At 48.9% G+C, this 26,973-nt stretch carries 18 protein-coding genes and 1 pseudogene; 6 read left to right on the plus strand and 13 right to left on the minus strand.

Annotated elements, in window-relative coordinates:
• Positions 1-75 precede the first annotated feature (75 nt).
• The 8 genes and pseudogenes from ACGCCZ_RS06065 to ACGCCZ_RS06100 all read right to left on the minus strand — a co-directional run bounded on the left by ACGCCZ_RS06065 (position 76) and on the right by ACGCCZ_RS06100 (position 10,276).
• Positions 76-1,539, minus strand: a complete 1,464-nt coding sequence (locus tag ACGCCZ_RS06065; protein WP_411655565.1) for an NADP-dependent glyceraldehyde-3-phosphate dehydrogenase — start codon at positions 1,537-1,539, stop codon at positions 76-78.
• A 109-nt stretch (positions 1,540-1,648) separates the two neighbouring features.
• On the minus strand, positions 1,649-2,308 hold the full coding sequence (locus tag ACGCCZ_RS06070) for a CpsD/CapB family tyrosine-protein kinase (RefSeq protein WP_054324765.1): 660 nt from the start codon (positions 2,306-2,308) through the stop codon (positions 1,649-1,651).
• Positions 2,257-2,991 carry a YveK family protein gene (locus ACGCCZ_RS06075; protein WP_054324764.1) on the minus strand — a complete coding sequence of 245 codons (735 nt, stop codon included), beginning with the start codon at positions 2,989-2,991 and terminating at the stop codon, positions 2,257-2,259. The genes ACGCCZ_RS06070 and ACGCCZ_RS06075 overlap by 52 nt, the downstream gene beginning before the upstream one ends.
• Positions 2,992-3,389: 398 nt before the next feature.
• Entirely contained in the window at positions 3,390-3,647 is a 258-nt protein-coding gene (locus ACGCCZ_RS06080) for a DUF3006 domain-containing protein (RefSeq protein ID WP_411655566.1), read from the minus strand.
• A 14-nt stretch (positions 3,648-3,661) separates the two neighbouring features.
• On the minus strand, positions 3,662-4,579 hold the full coding sequence (locus ACGCCZ_RS06085) for a ComEC/Rec2 family competence protein (RefSeq protein ID WP_054324762.1): 918 nt from the start codon (positions 4,577-4,579) through the stop codon (positions 3,662-3,664).
• Between the two features lie 12 nt (positions 4,580-4,591).
• Positions 4,592-6,476, minus strand: a pseudogene (locus tag ACGCCZ_RS06090) (YgiQ family radical SAM protein).
• Between the two features lie 70 nt (positions 6,477-6,546).
• The gene (locus ACGCCZ_RS06095) at positions 6,547-9,027 is read right to left on the minus strand and encodes an FtsK/SpoIIIE family DNA translocase (protein ID WP_082402284.1); all 2,481 of its coding nucleotides are present in this window, start codon (positions 9,025-9,027) and stop codon (positions 6,547-6,549) included.
• A gap of 433 nt (positions 9,028-9,460) precedes the next feature.
• A complete protein-coding gene (locus tag ACGCCZ_RS06100; RefSeq protein WP_305764611.1) occupies positions 9,461-10,276 on the minus strand; it encodes a ClpP family protease in 816 nt (271 codons plus the stop codon).
• A 333-nt stretch (positions 10,277-10,609) separates the two neighbouring features.
• On the opposite strand from ACGCCZ_RS06100, the gene ACGCCZ_RS06105 reads away from it, so the two are divergent.
• The 5 genes from ACGCCZ_RS06105 to ACGCCZ_RS06125 all read left to right on the plus strand — a co-directional run bounded on the left by ACGCCZ_RS06105 (position 10,610) and on the right by ACGCCZ_RS06125 (position 18,703).
• Complete coding sequence (locus tag ACGCCZ_RS06105; RefSeq protein WP_085533361.1) at positions 10,610-12,544, plus strand: aconitate hydratase; 1,935 nt, start codon at positions 10,610-10,612, stop codon at positions 12,542-12,544.
• Between the two features lie 26 nt (positions 12,545-12,570).
• Positions 12,571-13,782 carry an NADP-dependent isocitrate dehydrogenase gene (locus ACGCCZ_RS06110; RefSeq protein ID WP_054324759.1) on the plus strand — a complete coding sequence of 404 codons (1,212 nt, stop codon included), beginning with the start codon at positions 12,571-12,573 and terminating at the stop codon, positions 13,780-13,782.
• A gap of 67 nt (positions 13,783-13,849) precedes the next feature.
• Positions 13,850-14,500, plus strand: a complete 651-nt coding sequence (locus ACGCCZ_RS06115) for a redox-sensing transcriptional repressor Rex (protein ID WP_054324758.1) — start codon at positions 13,850-13,852, stop codon at positions 14,498-14,500.
• Positions 14,501-14,863: 363 nt separating this feature from the next.
• On the plus strand, positions 14,864-17,560 hold the full coding sequence (adhE, locus tag ACGCCZ_RS06120) for a bifunctional acetaldehyde-CoA/alcohol dehydrogenase (protein ID WP_082402283.1): 2,697 nt from the start codon (positions 14,864-14,866) through the stop codon (positions 17,558-17,560).
• A gap of 282 nt (positions 17,561-17,842) precedes the next feature.
• Positions 17,843-18,703, plus strand: a complete 861-nt coding sequence (locus tag ACGCCZ_RS06125; protein WP_085533367.1) for a DegV family protein — start codon at positions 17,843-17,845, stop codon at positions 18,701-18,703.
• 752 nt (positions 18,704-19,455) lie between these two features.
• Here the strand turns inward: ACGCCZ_RS06125 and ACGCCZ_RS06130 are convergent.
• From ACGCCZ_RS06130 to ACGCCZ_RS06150, 5 genes are all read right to left on the minus strand, one after another.
• Positions 19,456-20,562 carry a TasA family protein gene (locus tag ACGCCZ_RS06130; protein ID WP_411655567.1) on the minus strand — a complete coding sequence of 369 codons (1,107 nt, stop codon included), beginning with the start codon at positions 20,560-20,562 and terminating at the stop codon, positions 19,456-19,458.
• A gap of 389 nt (positions 20,563-20,951) precedes the next feature.
• Positions 20,952-22,013, minus strand: a complete 1,062-nt coding sequence (locus ACGCCZ_RS06135) for a TasA family protein (protein ID WP_411655568.1) — start codon at positions 22,011-22,013, stop codon at positions 20,952-20,954.
• A gap of 314 nt (positions 22,014-22,327) precedes the next feature.
• Positions 22,328-23,941: a CTP synthase gene (locus ACGCCZ_RS06140; protein ID WP_054324755.1), complete on the minus strand. Its 1,614-nt coding sequence runs from the start codon at positions 23,939-23,941 to the stop codon at positions 22,328-22,330.
• A gap of 218 nt (positions 23,942-24,159) precedes the next feature.
• Complete coding sequence (locus ACGCCZ_RS06145; RefSeq protein WP_085533373.1) at positions 24,160-24,732, minus strand: hypothetical protein; 573 nt, start codon at positions 24,730-24,732, stop codon at positions 24,160-24,162.
• Positions 24,733-24,766: 34 nt separating this feature from the next.
• Positions 24,767-25,738, minus strand: a complete 972-nt coding sequence (locus tag ACGCCZ_RS06150) for a peptidylprolyl isomerase (protein WP_085533375.1) — start codon at positions 25,736-25,738, stop codon at positions 24,767-24,769.
• A 243-nt stretch (positions 25,739-25,981) separates the two neighbouring features.
• On the opposite strand from ACGCCZ_RS06150, the gene ACGCCZ_RS06155 reads away from it, so the two are divergent.
• The gene (locus ACGCCZ_RS06155; protein ID WP_054324752.1) at positions 25,982-26,926 is read left to right on the plus strand and encodes a S1 RNA-binding domain-containing protein; all 945 of its coding nucleotides are present in this window, start codon (positions 25,982-25,984) and stop codon (positions 26,924-26,926) included.
• Positions 26,927-26,973: the final 47 nt, after the last annotated feature.

Consider the following 26,973-nt stretch of genomic DNA (forward strand, 5'->3'; position numbering starts at 1 on the left):
AGTTCTATGGAAGACACTACTGGTATAAGAGATTTCGATACGCTATTATTCGATACTTCTCTGTATTGATATTTATTAAAAGTCCTCGCGGAGATTGACGGTGATTGCCTTGGGACGGGTCATCGCCTCAATGGAATACCGTACGCCTTGTGTACCCATACCGCTGGCTTTTACCCCTAGGAACGGGAAGTGATCCGGACCGCGCTCCGTCTTGTTATTGATCTGCACAGTGCCGACCTCAAGCCGCTCTGCAATAGAAAACGCTCGGTTGATGTCATTGGTAAAAACAGAGGACTGTAAACCATATTCCGAACGATTCGCCAACTCGATTGCCTGGCCTACATCTTTGACCCGGATAATCGGCAGAATCGGTGCAAAAGGCTCTTTCCAAGCAACCTCCATATCTTCCGTTACATGATCCAGCAGAGTTGGATATACCAGATTCTTTTCCCGACGGTTGCCAGTTACCAAGGTCGCGCCTTTCTCCAAAGCCTCTGCAATCAGCTCCATAGCGGACGCAGCCGCCTTCTCATCAATCAAAGGAGTAATCATGGCGCCGTTGCGGGGATCGCCCACCTGCATCTTATCCACACGCATTTTGAGCTTCTCCACCAATCGGTCGGCCACAGCATCGGTTGCAAACACGCGCTTAACTGCTGTGCACCTCTGGCCGGAATAGGCATATGCACCGTCGGCAATCGTATTGGCTGTGAAATCCAGATCCGCATCCTCCAGCACAATCGCCGCATCCTTGCCACCGAGCTCCAGCAGAAGCGGGGTCATGCGTGCTAAGCTTGAAATGTGCCTTCCAATTTCTGTACTTCCGGTAAAATTGATAAAATCAATGCCTTCGTGCGTAACGATGTAATCCCCGATCTCACTGCCGCGCCCAGTTACGGTATTGAGTACACCGCCGGGTAAACCCGCGCTCTGAAAGACCTCTGCCAGATGTAATGCACTGATCGCCCCCTGTGTAGGCGGCTTTAAGACAACGGTATTGCCGCCAATCAGCGCCGGAGCAATTTTGGAGACGGAGAGATTCACCGGATAATTAAACGGGGATATTGCCAAAACGGTCCCGAGGGGAACCCGGCGAACAAATGAGAGCTTTTGGCGGGACCCGCCGGGGAAGTTCTCGCCGCTGATCGCCTGCCCTTCCATGCTCTTTCCCATGTCGGCCGTGTAACGGAGTAGGTCTGCCGAACGCGTTACTTCAGAAAGCGCCGATTTCTTTTCCTTTGCAACTTCCATCGTCAAAATCTCGGCAATTTCCTGCGCACGCTCTTCCAACAGATCTGCTGCGCGATAAAATACCTCTGCACGCTCATAGATGGGTGTTTCCGCCCAAGTACGCACATGCATCTTGGTATCTCTTATGGCCTCATCGACCTCTTGCTTTGTCATCGCCTGAATTTTCCCAATCAAGCTTCCGTCTACTGGGGAATGAATTTCAAGCTGCTTTCCGGAGTCGGACTCCACCCATTCGCCATTGAGCAGATTTCCATATATGCATTCCCCGTGAACCGTATTTTGAAACATCGGCAAGTTCCTCCTTTTTGTTCTATGATATAGTATTCTCTTTCCGAAAGGAAAATACACCCTGTAAAAGAAGGTGCCTATCAAACGATCTGTAAAGTAAAACTGCCCTTTATCGCCTGGTTTTGGATACCAATACGCTCCCTAAAATGGGGATGCATGCATCGTTCAATCTTGAAACAGTTTGCTGAATATCTGCACATTTTGCAACATTTTTCCATACAACTAGCAACACTCCCGACGTATACCGTCCTACTAGAAGGGCGTCCGGTGAATCACAAACCGGCGGGGTATCTACCAGGACAAGGGCATGGGATTGGCACGCCTCTTGCAGCAATCCCTCCATCTGTTCCGTGTGAAGGTAAGCTGCCGCATCTTTGGACCACGATCCGGCAGACAGGATATTTAGTCCGGGAAGGACTTCTCTTTGGACACAATCCTCCCATTTTCTCTGTCCCCGAAGGACCTCCGACAGACCGCAACCATTTGAGATCTGTAAAAGGGAGTGCAGCTGTGGATTTTTCAGACATGCATCCACCAGGAGAACCGGTACAGATCGGGAAGCCACAATCGCCAAATTCGTACAGACCACCGCATGCAAAAACGCAGACGGCACTCCGGAAACCACAACCGAGCAGCGTTCCTCCAAACCGCGCGAAACGAGCAGACGCGCATATAGCGTCCGATAGGCTTCCCATTGCTCGATCGGGCTGAACTGTGTCAGCAAATGCGGCGCTTGTTCAAAGTGCTTTGGTTTTCTACCCCGTACCATATGGTCACCTCCCCCAAGCAAGCCGGAAGAGGGATTTCTGCAAGCACAGGTGCTCCGCACTCTTCCAAATCCTTTGCGGTTCGGATATGTCCATCCAATGCCTTCCATACCAGAATGGCCGTAATAGAGCACCCCAGTCCCAGCAGGCCCCCTAATATGGTGTTGACTGCAAGGTCCGGGGAAGTGGGTTTCTCCGGCACAGATGCGGAATCGACCACCTTGACATTGCCCGCTTGGAGTACCCGCAGAATTTCCGACGGTGCACAAGCCACGAGTGTATTGCACAGGAGAGCAGCCTGCTGCGGATCTTTAGAGGTAACCGAAATCCGTAAAATTTCCGTATGGTCCACTGAATCCAAAGTGAGCATTCCACGCAACTCTTCCAACGATTGTTTGCCTCCTGTCCGGCGCAAAACCTGTTCCAAGGTCCGGTCGCTTTGCAGAATCACCGCACAGGTATCCACCAGTTTTCGGGAAGTATCCACATTGCCAGCATTCAATTCGCGGGCTGTATCCTGTGAATTGTATATATACAAGGTAGCAGATGACGTATAGGAAGGCGTCAGTACATAAGCCGAAAACCCATATGCCGCACAAGCACAAAGGAACATACACAGAAGCCAAATCGGACTGCTCCGAATGAGCAACCACAATAGCGAAGGGAAATCCGTCCATTTGTGCACAAATCCGCCTTCTTTCTCAAAGTGATACAAAAATCATAGCACAGCCCGCTCTGTAAAACAATCCTAAATTGGGAATATTCTCCAAAGTCAACTTTATTCACATATCTAACTTGCACAATATTTTAAAGTGGCGATTGCATCGTCTACGATAAAAATAGGACCATTTCATGCATCCACCGATGATATGAATAACAGTTTTTCTCGATCAAAGCAGCGGTTCAGCCACTTCCTGGCTACCGATCTGCAAAAGCTTCTGCTTACATTCTATTCGCAAAAGCATAAATAAGGGGGACACTCCCTATCACGGTCTATTCGGCCGGATATAGAGTATCCCCTTTTCATATACTTCTTTTGAAAAATACATTGACTTTTTATCCGTAGGCATATTTTAGGCTATTTTATTCTTTCCAAAGCTTGTCCTGTAGCTTTTTAATCTTTGACCGGCGCGCTGCCGTCTTCTCTTCATTGATGTGGATTGTACCCTCTTCGTCGATCTCCAAAACGGAACCTTCCACCGCTCCGGCAGGAAGCTCCCCGGTCTCAATTGCAAAAAACTTTTGATCTTTGTCTTCACAGATTGCATAGGCGCCTTCAAAACGGTCGATCACCAAAATGCGCATAATGGATTCCTCCCTTGTTTCTATTCTTCTCATCATACACGAAAGCCCGTTCAAGCGCAAGACTCTTTCTCCGTCATAGCCCAAACCGCTTTTCCATCACTCAAAAACAACAGTGTCCCACATACGTCTGTACGGAAGGAGGATGCACCGATACTTTGTAAGCGGCGAAGCACCGACTCCCGCGGAAGGCGGCTGGTATCCCAAGCAGTCGAAATCGCTGCATATTCGGGCTGAACGGCATCTAACAAAGCCTTTCCCGTAGAAGTATCGCTTCCATGATGCCCCACTTTGAGCACATTCGCCTGTAATTGTACACCACTCGCCAAGATGGACGCCTCCTCTTCCAGCTCGGCGTCGCCCATTAGCAAAAAGGCTGTATCACCGTACACAATCCGTAGAACCAAGGAATTATTGTTTGTATCCTCTGCAATGGACAGCGGCGCTACAATTTGTATCTCCGCATCTCCAAGAAAAAAGACACTTCCCGCCTGTGGATGCTGAACCGGAATAGCACATTCTTGCAACGCCTGCTGCGTTTGGCGGTATTCCTCCGTATCTGCAGATTGCTCCGGTGAAAGATATGTTTTCACCGGAAACGCCCTCAGGACTTCCGGAAGGCCTCCAATGTGATCCGCATCCGGGTGCGTGTTTACCACGTAGCGCAGAGAACAAATTCCTCTTCGCTTCAGATATTGTACAACCCCAGCGCCCTGATCCGGGGTCCCTCCATCCACCAGCATGGCCTCGCCTGCACACTCCAAAAGTAGGCTGTCCGCCTTCCCGACATCCAATACATGAAAAGCAAACGGCGCACGATCCGCCGCATCTGAAAATGTTCCCAAACCGCAGGCACGGCGTACATCGCGCCATACGGCGGGCGAGGAGGGAAGAAGGGAAAAGATTACGAGGATGAGCACAAACAACAGCACAGGCATATATCGCCGCCACAGCGTCTGTTTCTGCTGCACAAGCCCCCCTCCTTACCGGTGCGCGCCACGCCGGGACCCAGACTTCCTTTTCGGGGGCCTTTTTCCATATTTCGGTTCCTGCTTCTTCCCATGGGGAACTTCCGGAACAGGGCCCCATACCAAACAATTTTCCCCGCGTCCAATCAGGTCGGTGCGCCCCGCCAATTTCAGCGCTTCTAACACCAACGGTTTGTTTTTGGGGATAAAATATTGCATCAAAGCCCGCTGCATTGCCTTTTCTTTACTGCTTCGCGGAACATAGACTTCCTTCATCGTGTATGGGTCCAGGCCCGTATAAAACATACATGTAGAAATAGTCCCCGGTGTGGGATAAAAATCCTGCACCTGCTCTGGACGCAGATGATTCCTTTTGATAAAAAGCGCCAGCTCCACCGCATCCTTGAGGGTACTTCCAGGGTGCGAAGACATCAGATAGGGAACCAGGTACTGCTCCTTTCCGATCTCCTTGGTCAGTTTAAAAAAGCGCTTTTGAAAAGCCAGATAGGTCTCAATATGTGGTTTTCCCATGCAATCCAAGACACGCGCTGTACAGTGTTCCGGAGCAACCTTGAGCTGTCCACTGACATGGTATTGTACCAGTTCCCGAAAGAAGGTGTCGTCCGGGTCCTCCATTAAATAGTCGAATCGAATGCCCGAGCGGATAAATACCTTTTTGACGCCCGGCAGGGCACGCACCTTGCGCAATAGCTCAAGATATTCCCTATGGTCAACCTGCAATGCAGGGCACGCCTTTGGAGCAAGACACTTTTTTCCCGGGCAAAGGCCAGCCTTTTCCTGCTTCTTACAGGACGGTCCCCGGAAATTGGCGGTCGGTCCTCCTATGTCGTGGATATACCCCTTAAAATGCGGGTTTTGGGGTCAGAATCTTGGCCTCCCGCAAAACGGACGCCTCGCTTCGCGTTGTAACGGCGCGTCCCTGATGGAAAGCGATGGAACAAAAATTACATGCCCCAAAACATCCGCGGTTGTGTGTAATCGAAAATTCCACCTCTTGAATCGCCGGTACTCCTCCCATGGATTCGTAACAAGGATGGTATGTTCGTTCATAGGGCAGTTCATAGATTTCATCGAGCTCTTTCTGGGAAAGAGGCATCATCGGTGGATTCTGTACAAGAATTTGATTCCCGTGGCGCTGAATAACCCGCTTTCCACGCACCGCATCCTGTTCATCCTGTTGTTTCCGGCAGGAGAGCGCATAAGCGCGTTTGTCCGCACAGACTTGTTCATAGCTGGGACATTCCACGGCTGGTCCCGGACGGTACTCATGCGTCGGTACCAGGTAACAGGTACCGCGAACGTCTGTGATGCTGGAAACCGGGACTCCCTCCAACAATCGCTGGGCAATCTCCAGCGCTTGCTTTTCGCCCATCCCGTAGGAGATCAGATCCGCACCGGAATCCACCAGAACCGAGGGATGAATCTTGTCCTCCCAGTAATCATAGTGGGCAAACCGCCGCAGGGAAGCCTCCAGGCCGCCGATAATGACCGGTACATCCGGATAGATTGCCTTGCACTTGCGCGAATAAACCGTGACCGCCCGATCCGGTCGTAACCCTGGCCGGTTTCCCGGAGAATAAGCATCCGTTTTCCGACGATTTCGCGCCACGGTATAATGGGCCACCATGGAATCAATATTTCCCGCATTCACCAAAAAAGCCAATTTAGGCTTGCCAAAACGTTGAAAATCCCGATCCGTTCGCCAATCCGGCTGTGATAAAATCGCTACCCGATACCCATAGTGCTCTAACAGACGTGAAATGATCGCTGTACCAAAGGTCGGGTGATCCACATAGGCGTCACCTGTCACCAACACAAAATCCGGTGCATCCCACCCACGTTCCAACATTTCTTTGTTTGTAATTGGTAAAAAAGCCATATTCCTTCCCTTTTGCTCCCTTTTACATTGGCGGGCCGCTTCCCATTGTTTGAAGCGGCCCGGATTCATCTTACGATTCGTTCGTCGGATTGCTTTGCTCGTCGCTAACCCGCATATTCATTTCGAGCCACTGCTGGTAGGTTATCAGCACTTGGCGCGGTTTACTTCCCTCGTGTGGGCCGACGATTCCCATCTGTTCCATCTCGTCGATCAATCTGCCCGCGCGTGCGTATCCCAAACGCAGGCGGCGCTGCAAGAGAGACGTAGAAGCCTGTCCTGCCTCCACCACACACTTGATTGCTTCCTGCATCATCGGGTCCTGGTCTGAATCCGCCGTATCGTTGCCAGCACTCCCCTTTTCTGCCACAGCATTCTTCTCAATTTCCTCTGCGATTCCTGCATCGTAGCCGGGTTCCTGCGATTTCTTAACAAAGTTTACAATGCTTTCAATTTCGCTGTCGCTGACAAAACAGCCCTGAATTCGAATGGGCTTCGGAGAACCCACCGGGGCAAACAACATATCGCCGCGCCCTAAAAGCTTTTCTGCGCCGCCCATATCGAGAATTGTGCGGGAGTCCACCTGTGAAGAGACAGCAAAAGCGATTCGGCTGGGAATGTTCGCCTTGATGATCCCTGTGATAACATCCACCGAAGGGCGCTGTGTGGCGATCACTAAATGCATACCTGCGGCACGTGCCATCTGAGCCAACCGGCAGATGGAATCCTCTACTTCGTTGGGGGCGGCCATCATCAGGTCTGCCAACTCATCGATAATAATCACAATCTGCGGCATGTGCTGCATCGGCTGCCCCTGCTCATCCTGATACCCACAGGAACTGGCCAAGCGGTTATACGCCGCTAGATCCCGCACATTGTTTTCGGCAAAGATTTTATAGCGTTTGAGCATTTCTGTAACCGCCCAGCTCAATGCGCCTGCGGCCTTACGCGGATCGGTCACGACAGGGACCAACAACTGTGGAATTCCATTGTAAATACCGAGCTCGACCACCTTTGGGTCGATCATCAGAAAACGCACCTCATCCGGTGTCGATTTATACAAAAGACTGACAATCAACGAATTGATGCACACGGACTTGCCGGACCCCGTAGAACCGGCGATCAGCAGGTGTGGCATTTTCGCCAGGTCGGCCGTAGCGATTTCGCCCGCAATATCGCGTCCCAACACCACTGTTAAACGACTCTTGCTGGTGACAAAGGTATTCGATTCGATCAGCTCACGCATACGCACCACACTGACCTTTTTGTTCGGTACCTCAATGCCCACCGCTGCCTTTCCTGGGATGGGCGCTTCAATGCGCACACCGGAAGCGGCCAAGTTCATGGCAATGTCGTCCGCAAGATTGGTAATCTTGCTGATTTTTACTCCCGCCGCAGGTTGTAGCTCATAGCGTGTCACCGCCGGGCCACGGGAGATATCCAGAATTTTCGTCTGTACGCCAAAGCTCTTCAACGTTTCCACCAACATGCGGCCGTTGGTCTGCAACTCATGGGCAATCTCGCTTTCGTCGGCTGCTTTCGTTGTCTCCAACATCGAAACCGGCGGAAAATGATACTCACCGTCCTCCGGCGGTTCGTCCAACATCGTGAGTTGAACCTCCTTGGCGGGCGCTTGCTCCTCTGGTAACTGCTTTTTCTCCATAGATTTCGGCATAAGCGGAGTCAGTGGTTCCGGTACCGGGATTCCCTCCACTGGCTGTACCACAGAGTCCGTCGGCTGCACGCCAATCGGCTTGCGGAATACCTCGGCAGGCTCTTCCGGGCGGTCTTCTCCTTCGAGCACGGGGTCCGGCGTATGAAAAACCTTCTCCAGTTTTTCCAGCTTTTCATTCCGCTGTGGTTTGACCGACTTGACCGGGTGGGCTGGCAAGTGGTTGGGATCATCCGGATCAAGAGCGATGTCGATATTCATGTCATGCTGGCGTTCCATCTGCCTGCGCTCACGCGCTTCCCCAATGTTGTTGGCAACCACCTCTGCAGGTTTTGCCACCGTACGGAAAAGTTGCACCAAGCTTGTGCCCGTGAGAATCATCACCGCCACAAATAATAGTAAGATAATCACAATTCGCGCCCCAACGGTTCCTAAAAGCATCACAAGCGGGATTCCCAGCAGGCCGCTTACCAGCCCAGCCCCGGAACGTTCAATCCCCTTCCCATAGAGCCCTCCAAGCGTCTGGAAAAAGGACATCCCTTCCTGTGCGCTCTCGCCAAATATGTAGAAAGCAGCGCACACCAAGATGATGATTCCAACCATGATGCCGATTTTCACCCGCATCTTCCCACTGCGCCGCTCAAACGCTGTAACAATCGAAATATACAAGAGCAGCACAGGCCAAAGGATTGCACAAGTTCCAAAGAGGCCCATCAACAGATTATGTAACCAAAGCCATACATGGTCTCCCTCGATCAAAACCAAGCAGGCCATAAAAATGGACAAGGCAAAAAGCAATATCGCTAAAATCTGATTGCGCTGCTTGGCTTCTTCCGCCCGTTTCGCTTCCCGTTCCGCTTTCGTCGTTTTTGTTTCACTCATTCGGCGATTAGCGGCACGCTGTTTTTCTGCCTGCCGCCGCGCCTGCGAGTTGCTGTTTCGCTTTGCAGGCGTATTCTTTTTTGTAGTCCTCGTCTTTTTTTCGTATTTACCAGCCACTTTATCCCCCAATTACTTCGGCGCCTATCCGCCGTCTATTCAAGTAAAATATGTAAAGCGCGGTTTACACCGCGCCTGTGTTCCTCAAAAACCAAACGGCCAAAATACACAAATCCGTGTGGAAATTTTTATAAGGCTGTTCGGCAAACGGTCACCAAATCTTTCCATCTACGGCATTAGGATAGCGGGAACCGTTTTTTACATTCGTTCAATCTACCTAACGGTAGCCTGTCATGTTTTCCAGCCGCCTGTGCGTTCAATATTCTTACAGCCTTCAAAAGCCTTTATTTTCCGCCTACGGGGTGAGGCTATCATTCTAAGCCTTTTTGCCGGTCTTTTTTGTCGACTTCGAGGTCTTTTTTGCTGCCTTTTTCTCCTTGTCAATCATCTTGTATAAACAATCGATCGCATCCGACAGGCTCCCCAAGGAGTCAATCAAGCCCTCTTTCACCGCGTCCGGCCCGTCCAAGACCGTTCCCACATCCATGACCAGCTCCTCGGTATTCATAGCCAGCTCATAAAAGCGCTGAGGGGTAATATGCGAATTGTCGGTCACAAATTGCGTAATTCGCTCTTGCATCCTCTGGAAGTATTCCAAGGTCTGTGGAACCCCCAACATCAATCCGTTCATCCGCACTGGATGGATTGTCATGGTTGCGCTCGGTGCAATAAAGGAATGCTTTGCTGCTACAGCCAACGGCACTCCGATGGAATGCCCTCCACCCAACACCAAAGAAACCGTCGGTTTTTTCATGCCAGCGACCAGTTCCGCAATTGCGAGTCCGGCCTCCACATCCCCGCCTACGGTATTTAGAATAATCAATAAACCGTCAATGCGTGGTTCTTCCTCGATGGCCACAAGCTGCGGGATTACATGTTCATATTTTGTGGTCTTATTTTGCGACGGCAAGACATTATGTCCCTCGATCTGGCCAATCACCGTCAAGCAATGAATCATATGCCGCCCATCTCCGGTGATGACCGAACCGGTATCCACAATTTGATCGGTCTGTTGCTTTTCGTCGTCTCGCGCTTCACTGCGGTCTTTATTTTCTCCGCTATCATTTCTTACGCCAGCGGGCTGCGCCACAGCATACCGCGCGGCACGCATGGCCGAATACGTTTTTTCCATACTTGCCACCTCCTACCGCTTAGTGTTCCGGCCATCCAGCAGTTCATACACGAAGGACGCGGGAAAATTGCGGTATAGGCAAGTTCAATTGTATTATAACATCATTCCACACGGCCTTCAAGCCAGGGGTTGTTCCGATTTCCAAATCCTGATCTGCAGAGCTTGCTGCCTCGCCAAAATTTCACAGAGCATAAACCGGTAACATAGAACCGATACAAGGCCCCATCTGTGTGAATATATTGACAATCTTAGGAAATTGAACGATAATAGGAATAATAAATTAGACAGGATCATTCACGAAAACTTTCGAAAGTAAAAATGGAGGAAAATCATATGGGACTGACTTTGGCGCAAAAGATCATTAAAAACCATATTGTGAGCGGCGAGATGACAGTCGGCAGCGAGATCGGCCTGAAAATCGATCAGACCCTCACACAGGATGCGACCGGTACCATGGCCTATCTCGAATTTGAGGCAATGGGCGTTCCGCGCGTCAAAACAGAGCGGAGCGTTGCTTATATCGACCACAACACCCTGCAAACCGGCTTTGAAAACGCCGACGACCACCGCTTTATCCAAAGCATCGCCAAAAAGCACGGCATCTGGTTCTCTCGCCCAGGAAACGGTATTTGCCATCAGGTGCATCTGGAGCGCTTCGGAATTCCGGGCAAGACCCTGATCGGTTCCGACAGTCATACGCCAACCGGCGGCGGTATCGGGATGTTGGCAATGGGTGCAGGCGGCTTGGATGTCGCAGTCGCCATGGGCGGCGGTCCCTATTACATCACCATGCCCAAGATGTTGCGCGTAAACCTGACAGGGAAACTTTCCCCCTGGGTTTCTGCGAAGGATGTCATCTTGAAGGTTTTGCAGATTCTCTCGGTCAAGGGCGGTGTGGGAAAAATTGTCGAATATTCCGGCGAGGGTGTCAAGAGTCTGTCCGTACCGGAACGTGCTACCATCACCAACATGGGCGCAGAGCTGGGCGCCACTACCTCCATCTTCCCATCCGACGAAATCACCCGGTCCTTCCTGAAGGCGCAGGGCCGCGAGGAGGATTGGATTGAGCTTTCTTCTGATCCGGATGCTGTGTATGACGAAGAGATCTCCATTGACCTGTCCGAATTGGTCCCGTTGGCCGCCTGCCCCCACAGCCCGGACAATGTAAAATCCGTGGATGAGATCGGCGCCATCAAGGTCGACCAGGTCTGCATCGGTTCCTGCACCAACTCCTCCTATCTGGATTTGATGCGTGTCGCCTCCATCCTAAAAGGCAAGACGGTTCATCCGGATGTAAGCCTGGCCATTGCCCCTGGTTCCAAGCAGGTTTACAATATGTTGGCGCAGAATGGCGCTCTGGCAGATCTGATCGCTGCAGGAGCCCGTATTCTGGAATGCGCCTGCGGTCCGTGTATCGGTATGGGCCAGTCCCCGAATTCCAAAGGGATCTCCCTGCGCACCTTCAACCGCAACTTTGAAGGCCGTTCCGGTACTGCGGATGGCCAAATCTATCTGGTCAGCCCGGAGACAGCTGCAGCTTCTGCACTGACCGGTGTGTTCACAAATCCGCAGACTCTCGGGGATGAAGTGCCGATTGCCCTGCCGGAGAAGTTCCTTATCAACGACAACATGGTTGTTGCGCCAGCTCCGGAGAGCGAGATGGACCAAATCGAAATCCTGCGCGGACCAAACATCAAGGAATTTCCCACCACGGACCCGCTGCCGGAAACCATTGCGGCGAAAGCGCTGCTCAAGGTTGGCGACAATATTACAACCGATCACATCATGCCGGCCGGCGCGAAGATCCTTCCCTACCGTTCCAACATCCCGTACCTCAGCAATTTCTGCTTCGCTGTATGCGATAAAGAGTTCCCGGAACGCTGCAAAGAATATGGCAAGGGCATCGTTATCGGCGGCGCTAACTACGGACAAGGCTCTTCCCGTGAACATGCGGCGCTTGTGCCGCTGTATCTGGGGGTAAAGGCAGTCCTGGCCAAAAGTTTCGCGCGTATCCACTGCGCAAACCTGGCCAATGCTGGAATACTCCCATTGGTCTTTAAGAATGAGTCCGATTATGATCGTGTAGATCAGATGGATGAGCTGGAATTGCCGGAAATTCGTACAGCAATCGCCAATGATTCAAAGATCGTTGTGAAGGATGTAACGAAGGGGATTGAATTCGAAGCAGAGGCCGTCCTCTCAGCGCGCCAGCGCGAGATGGTCCTGGCTGGCGGCCTACTGAACTATACAAGAGAGCAGTCCAAATAAAATTGAACGTAATGGAGGGATTTCCCATGGCCAATAAGATTCCTATGACCACCCCGCTTGTGGAGATGGACGGCGACGAGATGACCCGTATCATCTGGAAGATGATAAAGGATATTCTTCTCACGCCCTATATTGATCTGAAAACTGAATATTACGATCTTGGCCTCAAACACCGCGATGAAACCAACGACCAGGTGACTGTGGACAGCGCCAACGCCACCAAAAAGTACGGCGTGGCTGTCAAATGCGCTACCATTACTCCGAATGCGGCGCGCGTCGAAGAGTATAACCTCAAGGAGATGTGGAAATCCCCGAATGGAACCATCCGCGCCATGTTGGACGGTACGGTTTTCCGCACTCCCATTTTGGTAAAAGGCATTACGCCATTCATCCCCACATGGACAAAACCCATCACCATCGCCCGTCATGCTTACGGCGACGTATACCGCAATGTAGAGATGCAGGTGCCAGCCGGCGCCAAGGCCGAGCTTGTTGTCACGGATTCCGAGGGAAAGGAAACGCGCGCTACCATCCATGATTTCCAGACCCCCGGTATCATCCAGGGAATCCACAATCTGGACAAGAGCATCAGCAGCTTCGCGCGCTCGTGCTTTAACTATGCTTTGGATGCCAAAAAGGACCTCTGGTTTGCAACCAAGGATACCATTTCCAAGCAGTACGATCACCGGTTCAAGGATATTTTCCAAGAGATCTTTGACGCTGAATATAAGGAAAAATTCGATGCAGCAGGGATCGAGTATTTCTATACCTTGATCGACGATGCCGTTGCCCGCGTGGTCCGCTCTGAAGGCGGTTATATCTGGGCGTGTAAAAACTACGATGGCGATGTGATGAGCGATATGGTCGCCACCGCCTACGGTAGCCTGGCTATGATGACCAGTGTATTGGTTTCCCCGGACGGCGTATACGAATATGAAGCGGCACACGGCACCGTACAGCGTCATTATTATAAGCACTTAAAGGGAGAAAAAACCTCCACAAACTCCATGGCGACGTTGTTTGCCTGGACAGGCGCGCTGCGTAAACGCGGCGAACTCGACGGCAATTCCGCTCTGATGGACTTTGCGGACAAGTTGGAGCACGCTTCGATTCAGACCATTGAAGAGGGCGTTATGACCGGCGATCTCGCCAGCCTTTCCAATCTTCCGAATAAAACGACCGTGGATACGGAAACCTTCCTGAGAGAGATTGACAAGCGCCTTGTGGCAATGCTGTAAGCACTCCGCACGGACGGCGGAATCTCAACTGGCTTTCTTTTTCTGAATAGAAAGGACCTAATCAATTATGCCAAAACGGGAAAATATCTCCATGTCCGTCATCCGGCGGCTTCCCAGGTACTACCGATTCCTCAAACTTTTGGGAGAAAAAGGCGTTACACGCATCTCCTCAACGGAGCTTTCGGCCAAACTGGGGCTTACCGCCTCCCAAATCCGCCAGGATCTCAATTGTTTTGGTGGGTTTGGGCAGCAGGGATACGGCTACATGGTGGATCAGCTCTGTACAGAAATCGGAAACATTCTGGGTCTATCCCATGCCTACAAAGCGGTACTAATCGGTGCAGGTAATCTGGGGCGGGCCATCGCTTCCCATCTTTCCTTCGAAACGGAGGGATTTACGCTGGTGGGGATTTTTGACAATTCCGATACAAAGATCGGTCAAACCATCAATGGGCTCACCGTGCGCAACATCGATACATTGGAGCGCTTTTGTAACCTTGAAAAGCCAACCATGGCAGTGCTCTGTGTTCCCCGAAGTGCGGTGGAATCCTTGAGTGACCGGCTGTATGCGTTGGGTATCCGCTGTTTCTGGAATTTTAGTCACTATGACATCAGCATGAAATATGCCGATGCGATTGTGGAAAACGTCCATCTGAACGACAGCTTGATGACGCTTTGTTATCGCATCACCAATGAGCCCATGCATCCAACAAAATAACTGTAGATCCTACGGATCCTTGCAGAACGAGGGTATCCTTCAGTCATTTTATGACTTTTGGGATACCCTCGCTTTTTAGAGACTTCGATGTTATTTCCAGACAGAAAAAAGGATGTTCCTTTCCTATGAATTCAAAATTCGTAGCCTTGAGACACACTTTTTTATGGACTCATTTTTGTTAAGCCATGACCTGTTTCCATCTCAAAAGGAACGTGTCAAAGCTCTTTTCTTACTAGTAAGCTCTTTTTCCAACTGCGCGCTGCCTTTATACGCAAAAAGCCGCAAGTCCCCCCTACTTTTCAGCATATTTCCTTTTCCACAAGGAGATACTACCAACAAATACAACAGGGGAGGAACCAAGGTATGGATGAAAAAGCAAGAAAAGTACCTGTGGTAAAGAAAACAGGCATCCCGGAATCCGAAACAGATGCCGCTGTGGAAGCACGGGCACGGGAGGCAGCGGCTGACACCGAAGGAGAAGTACACACAATGATTGATCGCCTGGTTCAGCGGGCGCAAAGGGCCCTCCAGGCTTTTATGGACATGAACCAGGAACAAGTCGATTCCATTGTTCACGCTATGGCATTGGCCGGATTGGACCAACATGTACGGTTGGCAAAACTTGCCTATGAAGAAACCGGACGCGGCGTTGTCGAGGATAAAATTATCAAGAATATCTTTGCGACAGAATACATTTGGCACTCCATTAAGGGCCAGAAAACCGTTGGAATTGTGGAAGAAAATGAGCTAGAGGACTATGTGGAAGTGGCAGAACCTGTGGGTGTGGTCGCCGGTGTCACGCCTGTTACTAATCCGACTTCTACTACGCTTTTCAAGTCGTTGATCTGTATGAAAACGCGCAATCCGATCATCTTCGGATTTCATCCAAGCGCCCAAAAATCCTCTGTCGAGGCTGCACGGGTGATGCGCGACGCCGCAGTCAGGGCCGGCGCTCCGGAGGACTGCATACAGTGGATTACAGCGCCATCCATTGCGGCTACCAATGCGTTGATGAACCATCCCGGCGTATCCTTGGTCCTGGCGACCGGCGGCAGTGGAATGGTCCGGGCGGCCTATAGTACGGGGAAACCAGCTTTGGGTGTCGGACCTGGAAATGTCCCGTGCTACATTGAAAAGACCGCCCGTTTGGAACGTGCCTGTACAGATTTGATGCTCTCCAAAACTTTTGACAACGGCATGATCTGCGCTTCTGAACAGGCTGTCATTGTGGATGAAGAAATTGCAGATTCCTTTGAACGCATCATGAAGGCAAACAATTGCTACTTTTTACAGGGGGATGAGATTGAAAAGGTTTCCAACTTTGTTATCAATCCACAGACACAAGCAGTCAACCCAGATGTTGTCGGAAAATCTGCCTCTTGGATTGCCGAGCAGAGCGGCATTCATGTGCCGGATCAGACGAAGATCCTTATCGCACGTCTTGCTGACGTAGGACCTGACTATCCGCTTTCGCGCGAAAAGCTCTCTCCCGTTCTGGCTTATTTCGTGGTCAAAGGTCACGGCGAAGGCTTTGCGATGGCTAAAAAAATGTTGGAACTCGGCGGTTTGGGGCATTCCGCTGTGATTCACTCTACAAATCCAGACCTCATCAAAGCATATGGCAAGGAGATGAAAGTCGGCCGTGTAATCTCCAATTCCCCCTCCTCACAGGGGGCAATCGGTGATATTTACAACACCAATACCCCTTCTCTGACGCTTGGATGTGGCTCCTATGGTCACAATTCCACCACCTCCAACGTGTCCTCTGTGAATCTGATTAACCGCAAACGGATTGCCCAGAGGAGGGTCAACATGCAGTGGTTCAAAGTACCGCCACAAATTTACTTTGAAGAAGATTCTATTCAATATTTAGAAAAGATGCCGGACATCGAACGCGCCTTTATCGTCACGGATGCGACCATGGTGCAGCTGGGATATGTGGACAAGATTTTATACTATCTGCGGAAACGGCCTGTGTACTGCCATTCCGAGATCTATTCCGATGTAGAACCCGATCCGGATGTTTCAACCATTCGAAGAGGCGTAGAGGCTATGCGCGCATTCCAACCCGATGTGATTATTGCGCTCGGCGGCGGCTCTGCTATCGATGCAGCAAAGGGGATGTGGCTCTTTTATGAACATCCGGAAGCTTCGTTCGATGGTCTGCGTTTAAAGTTTCTGGACATCCGGAAGCGCGCCTATAAATTCCCACGTTTAGGGGAAAAGGCAAAACTTGTCGCGATTCCAACCACTTCTGGTACTGGAAGTGAGGTAACTGCATTCACTGTTATCACGGACCGCCAAAACGGGAACATTAAATATCCGCTTGCCGACTATGCAGTCCGTCCAGATGTAGCCATCATCGACCCGCAATTCGTTTGGAACCTTCCCAAGGCAGCCACCCGTGATACCGGTCTGGACGTCCTCACACATGCAATTGAAGCGTATGTATCCGTCATGGCAAGCGACTACACGGATGGCCTGGCCCTTCAGGCGATCGGAATGGTATTTGAATATCTCCCGCGCGCCTATAAAAACGGCGCCGCAGACCCTGTAGCGCGTGAAAAGATGCACAATGCCTCATGTATCGCAGGAATGGCATTCACCAACGCATTTTTGGGACTCAACCACTCTATGGCGCATAAATTGGGCGGAGAGTTCCATATTCCCCACGGGCGGGCCAACGCGGTCATTCTTCCTTATGTCATTGCCTACAATGCGCAAAAGCCCACCAAGTTTACTGCTTTTCCAAAGTACGAAACCTTTGTTGCGGATCAAAAGTACGCAAAGATCGCCTCATTTATCGGCTGTGGTGGACGGACCACAGAGGAAAGTGTTCAAAATCTTATCAAAGCGGTTTACCGCCTAGAACAGGAGCTCGACTGTCCCCTGTGTATCAAGGATTGTGGTGTGGAAGAAAAGATTTTCTTTGACCGTCTTCCGGAACTTGCGGAGCGTGCACATGAGGATCAATGTACTACCGCAAACCCAAGGTATCCGCTGATCCGCGAAATTCAGGAAATCTATGCGCAGGCGTATTATGCTCCTTATAGAGGTTGATAAGACCCGGATAGCTTTAAAACACCAAACAAAGTTTCAATATGATTCATGAAGAAGAAACCATCCAAAATTTTCTCGATGGTTGGCATTTTCGATTCTTCCTCTTTCAGAAGGTCCTCAAATGGAGGGAAGGGCTATATCAGCGCTTAAAGCGTACGACACTTCTATGAATTGTAACAGCCGTTGCCTTGACTTTTCTATAAAAGCACGCTATAATCTTGTTATAAAAACCAGATAACAGCGTGCTTATCATTACATAATTTTAATAGGAAGGCTTTTACTATGAATCAGGATAAAGTAGCCATTTTAACCGATTCCGGCGGAGATATTCCCAAGGAGCTTTTGGAGAAATATCATATCTATCAAATTCCCCTGCGTATTTTGTACAAAGAACGGGAATATCTGGACGGCGTGAACATCAGTGCCAACACGGTATATGCCATGCTTCCCATTGAAATTCCCAAGACCTCTCTTCCAGATGGCGCCCTCATCAATCAGGTTTTCGATCAAATTAAAGCGGATGGTTATGAAAAGGTATTGATCGTCTGTATTTCCAGCAATCTGAGCGGAACCTGTAATGTGATGAAAATCTTAGGGGATGCCTATCACGGTCTTGAGTGCCATGTATTGGATACAAAAAATATCTCCATTGGCAGCGGCTTTCTGGCTCTGCGGGCTGCTCAATATCTGGAACATGGGATGTGTTGGCAGGAATTATTGCAAAAGTTGCCCTTAGAAGTTCCAAATAGCCGCGTGTTCTTTTGTGTTAAAAGTTTAGAATACCTACAAAAAGGGGGCCGAATTGGGCTGGTTGCCGCAGCTTTTGGCACGGCGCTCAACCTAAAGCCAATCATATCCTGCAATTCCGACGGAATTTACTATACGGCTGGAAAGGCCCTCGGACGTGTACAATCCATCCACAAGCTTGAAGCGCTTGCGCAACAGATGGCTGGCCACTCGGAAGTAGAGCTCGCGATTATGCATGGGGACGCTGCGGAAGAGGCAGAACGGATTTATGCAGATCTCAAAACTAAAATTCCCAAAGGAAAGATTACTGTACAGGGACAGATCAGTCCGGCCTTGGGAGTTCATACAGGGCCTGGTCTACTGGGAATTGGTGTATTCCGAAAAACAAGAGAATAAAATTATGCGAGAATCTACTTTGCCTGTATCAAAGAGTATAGACATGATTTTGTCTTTACTACGGTTTACAATGAGGATGAAATGGATTCATCTCCATCGGTTTCCAAACGTTTCAACTTGATCATGATAGAAATTAAAGTAAATTGTTTTCTTAACGTCGCTTTGATAAAAAATGCGCCCGACCTTCCTCAAGGTTGGGCGCTTAATTTTTGTGGTGTGCCGTCTAGCCGTTATGCCTTCATATCACATGTGAAACCTTTATAACCATCTGCTTTCATGACAACATGATAGGTTTCTCCACGTTTAAAACTTTCGGCTCCAATGCAGAATTCATTGTCATATTCGGAGATCTGATAGGTCCGATCTGTATTGTAGTTGTAGGTTTAGACAGCACTAACAGTGAAAGAATTCACTGTTAGTGTGCACCTCTTTCAGTTAGCTAAAACTAACCGCCTGGTATCATTTTCCGAAAAACGCACATTTAAGGTATCACCATCCCTTACTCTTGTCAATGACAAAATTCTTATGATTTCGATGCGGGCAAAGAAACCAAATAAACAGAATTATAATGAAGGCAACAGAAAAAATCCTCCCCATAAAATGTAATATGTATTTATTTCTCAGCACTTTCACACAAGCAATGGATGATTTATTTTATAATTGGAATCAAGGGTTTTATTGTGTACATAAAATAAGTGCTCGGTCTCAGAACAGGCCGAGCACTGGACTATTTAAATATAGAGAAACAACGATTAATATTTCGCTACAATGTCGAAGGTAAGATCCTCATAACCTTCTGCTTCGACAACAACATGATAGGTTTCACCCTTCTCAAAGCTTTCGCTTCCGATGCGGATCTCGTTGTCCGCTGGCGGTAGTTGATAGGTCTGGTTGGAATCAAAACTGATATAATCCGTCTCTCGATACTCCACACCATTTACCGTAACTCTCTGGACTGCCTCTTTCCAGGGATCTACTACATCAAAACCTTCATTGAACGCAACGGTATAGTAATCCATGTAGGATTGGGTTTGCGGCTCGCCATAAATGGTCGGTGCAGAAAGCTTGTCCGGCTCCGCTGGTCCCCATTCAGCGCCCTCATCCACCTGGCCAGCATAGACCAACAACACGCCATGGTAATGCTTTGCCTGATAGGCATTTCCTGCGTCCTCCGGCAGATAGCCAGCGATCAGGAATTGCTCCTCATTCTCTTTTCCGGCCGGCAACGGATCTTCCGAGGTAAACGGCTGATATTCCGCCGTCTCTTCCTCTTCAAGAGTGTTCTCATTCAGGTTTACATTCGGAACTTTTTCCCATTCGCCCTCACCGTTCTTCTCGTAAACAAAGATCTTCAGCTTGTCCTTCAAAATGTAGTTGGATTCTTCACAAGTTACCTTTTCACCTGTCTGGGTTACCTTTTCGCCGTAGACCTTGTCATTTATGGTCACGTTTTCCACGGTGATCTCATCGACATCTTTCTTGCCGTCCGGACCATCGTCCACCATTTGGAACATAATTTGTGCTGGCAAAGTTCCCTCGTTGCGGACTGTTACCGGTTGGAAATAGACCGGCACCGGAGAATATCCCTCTGTACTTGCATTGACAATCTTTCCATTGACCTCAGCCAGCTCCGCTTCAAAAGCTTCTTCGGTCAAAGGGCGAAGGTTCTCAAAGTCAATTTTCTGCTCGCCGGGCTCTGCCTGATCCGGTGTAACCGAAATATCAAGCTTGCCGGATACGAAGTCCCCTGCGAGCGGTTCTGTATCGTTGAAGTATGCCATCGTTGCCCCTGCTGTGATGCAAAGAGCAGTTAGTACCGCCCCAACAGACAGTACAAGACGCTTTCCGTTCTTTTTCATTTTTGTATTCCCTTTCTATTACTGACTAAGCATAAATTTAGGCCAAGCTAACACGTGAAGTGTTCACTTACTTCTAAAAGTTTTAAAGTTAGCTTAAGCTAATCGTTTGGTACAATCTTCCGGAAAACGTATCTTCAGGATACCATCATTCCAAATTCTTGTCAACAATTAAATTCTTATAAATTTTTTAAATAGAGTTTGTAATATAACTGTAAAAGCTAGAAAACTACGGAGCCCTATAGGATTCTTCTTTAGAATTTCTACTCTCATAGAACAATCTTTTATACACTATCAAAGGGCTTAGGCATCATATTCTTCATAGAAAATAAATGCCCAGTCTGATACCAGGCTGGGCACTCAATGGTCTTTGGATTTCTTCCAATCGCTATTTATTCGGCCACAATGTCGAAGGTAAGTGTTTCGTAGCCTTCTGCTTCGACTACTACATGATAGGTCTCACCGACCTCGAAACTTGCGTTTCCGATGCAGAATTGTTTATCCGCAGAACGCACTCCATAGGTCTTATAGCCATAGAGAGTGATATAATCTGTCTTTTCAAATTCTTCGCCGTTTACTGTTACTCTCTCAACTGCCTCCATCCAGGGGTCCAATACATCATTATCCTCATTGAATTGGATGATATAGTAATCGCTAAAAAATGCTTTATAAGGCTCTCCACCGATGGTCGGTGCAGGAAGCTTATCTGGCTCTGCTTCTTCCTCTACCTGATTAGCATAAACCAGCAGTACTCCGTGGTAATGCTTTGCCTGATAGGCATTTCCTGCGTCCTCCGGCAGATAGCCAGCGATCAGGAATTGTTCTTCACTCTCTTTTCCGGCCGGCAACGGATCTTCCGAGGTAAACGGCTGATATTCCGCCGTCTCTCCCTCTTCAAGAGTGTTCTCATTCAGGTTTACATTCGGAACTTTTTCCCATTCACCGTCACCGTTCTTCTCGTAAACAAAGATCTTCAGCTTGTCCTTCAAAATGTAGTTGGATTCTTCACAAGTTACCTTTTCACCTGTCTGGGTTACCTTTTCGCCGTAGACCTTGTCATTTATGGTCACGTTTTCCACGGTGATCTCATCGACATCTTTCTTGCCGTCCGGACCGTCGTCCACCATTTGGAACATAATTTGTGCCGGCAAAGTTCCCTCGTTGCGGACTGTTACCGGCTGAAAATAAACTGGAATTGGGGAATATCCCTCTGTATTTGCATTGACAACCTTTCCATTGACCTCAGTCAACTCTGCCTCAAAAGCTTCTTCAGTCAAGGGACGAAGGTTCTCAAAGTCAATTTTCTGCTCGCCAGGCTCTGCCTGATCCGGTGTAACCGAAATATCAAGCTTGCCGGATACGAAGTCCCCTGCGAGCGGTTCCGTATCGTTGAAGTACGCCATCGTTGCCCCTGCAGTAACGCACAGGGCGGTCAGTACTGTCCCAACAGACAATACTAGTCTTTTTCCACTTTTACCCATTTTGTAAGTTTTCCCTCCATTGATGTTATTCATCTAAATGATTCGTAAGTTTCATTTTTAGCTTTATCTAACTGCCAAAAAATTCACTACCTGCGCGGACTTTTTAAAATTAGCATCAGCTAACTTTATAACATCGTTTTCCGGAAAACCTTGTTCAGAATACCACCTTCCCTATCGCTTGTCAATCCATATTTCCTGATTTTAGAAATATTTCTGAGATATTTTTAGAGTTATGGTTCATAATAAGAGCCGGCCCTTCTGCGAACAGAAAAGCTGGCTCTTATACTTTACACGTTTCTGTTTTTTTCTTGAAAGACTTTTGCCGCTTCAATAAAACCCTGAAACAAAGGATGCGGACGGTTCGGGCGCGACTTAAACTCTGGATGAAACTGTGCCGCTAAAAACCAAGGATGATCCGGCAATTCCATCATCTCTACGATACGTCCATCCGGAGATTTTCCAGAGAACCGCACCCCTGCCTTTTGAAAAGTCTCCCGGAATTCATTATTTACCTCAAAGCGGTGGCGATGGCGCTCCTCAATAAGAGGTTTCCCGTATAAGAACGCTGCTTTTGAACCTTCTTCCAACTTACATGGATATTTTCCAAGGCGCATCGTTCCCCCCAACTGGATAATATCTTTTTGTTCGGGCATTAAATCGATCACCGGATGTTCGGTCTGTGGGTCGAATTCCGCAGAATTGGCATCTGCATATCCCAGAACATGGCGTGCATATTCCACTACCGCCAACTGCATTCCCAGACAAATCCCCAAAAAAGGAATCCTTTGTTCACGTGCAAAGCGGATCGCCTCGATCTTCCCTTCCACCCCACGTTGACCAAAGCCTCCCGGAACCAGAATTCCATGAACATCTTTTAAAATCTCCGCTACATTTTCAGGCGAAATCGTCTCAGAATCAATCCACTGGATTCGCACCTTGACGCGATTGCCAATTCCACCGTGTGTCAGTGCTTCTGCCACGCTGAGATAGGCATCGTGCAATTCTACGTATTTTCCAACTAGAGCAACCGTTACTTCTGATTTTAAGTTCATGGCCGTATCCACCATGGAAATCCATTCCCCCAGATCCGGGCCATTGGTATCCAAACCGAAATGGCGGCATACAATATCATCCAACCTTTCCTCCCGCAAGGCCAGAGGCACCGCATATAAAAGAGGTAGATCTAAATTTTCAATCACACAGTCTTCCCGCACATTGCAGAATAAGGCGATCTTCTTTTTCTGTTCCTCGCCCACCGGCTGTTCTGAACGCAGAACAATGACATCTGGTTGAATCCCGAGACCCAAAAGTTCTTTGACGCTATGTTGGGTTGGTTTTGTCTTTTGTTCGTTGGAACAGGCGATATAAGGAACCAATGTTACATGAATAAACAGACAATTGGCGCGGCCGACTTCCGCCGCAAACTGACGGATAGCCTCCAGAAAAGGCAAACTTTCGATATCTCCTACTGTACCGCCAACCTCAATCAGGGCGACATCAACATTTTCTTTTCCAGAAGAAATTCGCGTTTTAATTTCATTGGTAATATGGGGGATCACTTGTACTGTACTGCCACCGTAGTCTCCATTGCGCTCCTTCTGAATGACATTCCAGTACACCCGCCCAGAGGTGACATTGCTATTCTGTGACAGGTTTTCATCAATAAAACGCTCATAATGTCCCAAGTCCAAATCTGTCTCAGCGCCATCGTCGGTTACAAACACTTCACCATGCTGAAACGGATTCATTGTTCCCGGGTCCACGTTGAGATACGGATCAAACTTCTGCATGGTAACTCGCAGACCGCGTGCTTTTAAAAGGCGTCCCAAAGAAGCTGCTGTGATTCCCTTTCCAAGCCCAGAGACCACGCCTCCCGTAACGAAAATGTACTTTACTGACATGTCCTTTCCCCCTTATATGCGATATCTGATCATAAAACTTTCAAAACAAGGTCGTTTTATAGAATTTTCTCCTATTTTATGCAACTATTCTCACGTATTCCTGCAAAAACACAAAAAATTATATCGCCCACTGCATAGTTTTGTCAATGCAAAGGGCGATATTTACGCATAAAAATATTCGGAACGATAATCCAGTTTTTTGTTCAAAAAACAAGCCGTTATTTCAGAATCGTGAACAAAGAACCGATCAATGGAAGAGGTTCTTCACGGTCTTGCACTGCATGCATAACACCAACAATAATCAGAGCTGCCACAGCCCCAAATTGTGCCAACTGCAATAGTCCGACCAATGTAGCCCCTAATTGGGAAAAGACCATAATTCCACCCAACGCCAAAGAAAACAGCGAAGTGAATAAACTGCTAAGCAAACTCACCACCAAACCGAATACAACCTCAAAAATAGAAAGCAGTATTCCCTGATTCACATGATACCGTACTTTTGGATTACGGCCGTCTGCAATCAATCCTACCAACCAGAGGAAGCTAAAGTAGGATAAAATGTTGAATAACTTGACCGTCTCCGGATTGGACGGCGCATGCGTTTTTGGCGGTTTCTCCGGTGGAATTCCCCCATAGGGCTGATAGGGTGGTTGGCCATAGGGAGGATACGGTGGAGGGGTCTGATTGGCATAAGGCGGTTGCGCACCATAGGGCGGTTGATACGGTGGTTGCGGCGGAACGCGCTGTTCTTCGCGTTCTTCCTGAGGATTTTGCTGATTGTTTTCGCTCATTGTTTGTTTCTCTCCTTAGTCATGGGAAGCCGCATTATTCCGCGTGGTAAGTCGTAATCTCCGCACTTTCGATGGTCACATCCGTAGTCGGCTTATCATTTTCATCGGTCTCTACCGCAGCAATCTGGTCAACAATGGCCATATCCTCTTCGAACACCTGGCCGAACACGGTATGCTTATAGTCGAGGTGCGGCGTACCGCCAACTTCTTTATACAGATCAATTGCCTTCTGCAAAACGGCTTTCTGATCTTCTGGAATCCCATTTGTATAGATCTCGTTCAATGCGTTATTGAGGGCATCCACATAGGAATTCATCTCCTCCTGGCTTGCGCCGGATGCCATCTTGTCATTCATCATAAGCGTTGCCTTGCATGTTTCACGATTCATATACATTGTAGACATCATTGTTTCCGCTGTATCATCGGTTACCGTGTCTTTGCATTGTACAATGAAGAACTGGCTGCCATTTGTATCGACGCCGGAATTGGCCATGGAAAGGGCACCGCGCAGATTGATTAAATTGGTGTTGAATTCATCCTCGAAGGGTTCACCCCAAATGCTCTCGCCGCCTGTACCGGTCGCTGTCGGATCGCCGCCCTGAATCATGAAATTATCAATTACACGATGGAACACAATTCCATTGTAATAACCATCCTGAATCAGTCCCTTGAAATTCTCCACTGCTTTCGGTGCTGCTTCTGGGAACAGACGAATCCGAATGTCTCCCATCGAGGTGTGCAAAACAGCTATCTCTTCACCATCTGCAGGCTTCTCCAACTGATAGCCAACAGGCTTGCCATCGTCCGGACGCACATGATCTTCCGCGTCTGCAGGAATTTCAACATCCCCCACTGTGGCTGCCTCCGAAGACGCGTTGGATTCGGTCTGAGAAGCGCTGCTGGTTTCCTCCGAGGAAGTGGTGGTATCCCCGCCGCATGCTGTCAAGGCTACAAGCAAAGTGCACGCCAACAGTGCACTGATGATTCTACGTCTGTTCTTTTTCATGTTCGAAACTCTCTCTTTCTTCGCAATCAAATTTTCCCGTATCGCTGGGACAATATGTCCATCATAGTATATTATCGGTAAATATGCAAGACAGACCGGCAGAAATTCACAAAAAAATCACTTTTACAGTAAGCACACCGCTGAAATGCACAAAGAAAACCACTCAGGAACCTTCCATATGAACGCATGCCACCGGCAAAAAACGCATATAGATAACCATGTAAGAGATAAGGAGGGTTCAAAATGGTTGAATATTATCCCGAGGGCTGGCTGATCGATACGGCTGAAAACCGTGCTGCTCTGCAAAGTACCGCTGCACTAATTGAAGCTTGCCGTACGGGTCAAATTTTGGAAGGACGTGCGCTCGTTTGTGACAGTGCACACAATCTGCTCGTCGATTTGGGGTGCGCGAAGGGAATTATCCCGCGCGATGAGGGGGCCCTTGGGATTCGTGAAGGTACTGTACGCGACATCGCCATCATTTCCCGTGTGAATCGTCCCGTTTGCTTTATTGTGACCGGATTCCAGAAAGATGGGGATGGCCACACCACGGTTTTGCTCTCCCGCAGAGCTGCACAGGAAAAATGCCGGGAAGCATTCATCCGCCGTTTGGTTCCGGGGGACATTATCAACGCTCAAATCACCCATCTTGAAAATTTCGGCGCTTTTGCGGACATCGGTTGTGGTATTGTCTCCCTTCTTCCAATCGATGCAATCTCTGTATCCCGCATTGACCATCCACGGGAGCGCTTTACCGTCGGCATGAACATCCGAGCACTGGTAAAATCCATTGAGAACGGGCGCATTACATTAAGCCACAAGGAGTTACTTGGTACCTGGGAAGAAAATGTTGCGATGTTTTCTGCTGGGGAAACAGTTGCAGGAATTGTACGTTCTGTCGAACCATACGGGATTTTTGTGGAACTCTCACCAAATTTGGCGGGACTGGCAGAAAGCCGCGAAGACGTCATCCCAGGGCAGCAGGCAAGCGTTTACATAAAGAGCATTCTTCCCGCACGGATGAAAGTAAAGCTTGTCATTATCGATACCTTTGATTATCATTACCGCCCTACACCGCCGAAATACTTCTTCGAAGGCGACCATATGGAACGCTTCGTCTATTCGCCTGAGGGCAGCGAAAAAGAAGTTATTACCGATTTTACTACGCAACCCTGTGAAGGGCTTTAGAATTATGATGGTCTCAAAAGGGCGTGGCAAGGTTGCCACGCCCTTTT

The sequence above is a fragment of the Anaeromassilibacillus sp. SJQ-1 genome, from assembly GCF_046693725.1.
In the GTDB taxonomy this organism is placed as follows: domain Bacteria; phylum Bacillota; class Clostridia; order Oscillospirales; family Acutalibacteraceae; genus Anaeromassilibacillus.